This is a genomic window from Actinotalea ferrariae CF5-4 (assembly GCF_000603945.1).
Lineage (GTDB): Bacteria > Actinomycetota > Actinomycetes > Actinomycetales > Cellulomonadaceae > Actinotalea > Actinotalea ferrariae.
The window spans coordinates 1-913 of record NZ_AXCW01000396.1 but is presented as its reverse complement, the minus strand read 5'-3'; the positions used below and the strand labels follow the sequence as shown (position 1 = coordinate 913).

Here is a 913-nt window from a genome sequence, read left to right as displayed (position 1 = left end):
ACCCGGCGCCGCGCTGCACCAGGCGGTCGTGCAGCGCCTCGGCGAGGCGTCGGGCCACGAAGGCGGTGGCCTCCAGCCGCTCGACGGGCGGGTCCAGGACCTCCTCCACGACGACGTCCTGCTCCGGCCGGCGGACCGCCGTCGGCCGGTCGTCCTGACCGCAGGCCACGCGGTGCGCCCACACCCCGAGCGCCCCGAACCGGCCCAGGACGTCCTCCCGGGGCAGTCCGGCCAGGTCGCCGAGGGTGCGTAGGCCGAGCCGGCCCAGGAGGTCCACGAGCCCGGGGATGCGGGCGACCACCTCCTCCTCGGTCGCGACGTGCACGAGCTCGCCGATCCCCAGGGGCGCGAGGAAGCCCGGCCCCGCCCCGGCGGGGACCAGCAGTGCCGCCCGGGCGGCCAGCACCGCGGCGCCCGCCCCGTCGGCGACCCCCACCTGGGCCTCGTACCCCGCCCGGGCCACGGCCTCGACGAGCTGCTCGGCCAGGGCCTCCTCCGAGCCGTGGTAGCGCCCCGCGCCCGCGGCGGGCAGGAGGAGCAGGCCCGGGCGGGCCACCTCGACCCCGGCGACGACGCACTCGACCGCCTCGACGACCGGCTCGAGCAACCGGACGTCCCGGCCGGGGTCCGCCGCGAGCAGCACGACCTCCGGGCAGGTCTCCTGGGCGTGGCGCCGTCGCATCCCCCGTCGGACGCCCTGCGCGCGGGCGACCGCGGACACCGCCGTCAGGCGTCGGCCGTCGTGGACGGCGGCCGGGCGGTCGGCCGGGACCTCGGCCAGGGTCATCGCGGCCAGCACCGGCCAGTCGGGAACCCAGACCGCCGCGACCCGCTCGGGCACCGGGGGGACGCTCATCCCACACGCCGGCGGGCGGGCGTCCAGGACGCCGGGGCGACGGGCTCGACCGGCCCG

At 80.0% G+C, this 913-nt stretch carries 1 protein-coding gene; it reads right to left on the bottom strand.

Features of this window, described 5'->3' with window-relative positions; genetic code table 11:
* On the bottom strand, positions 1-856 hold an 856-nt coding region (locus N866_RS18160), incomplete at its 3' end, for a Y-family DNA polymerase (protein ID WP_034229346.1).
* Positions 857-913: the final 57 nt, after the last annotated feature.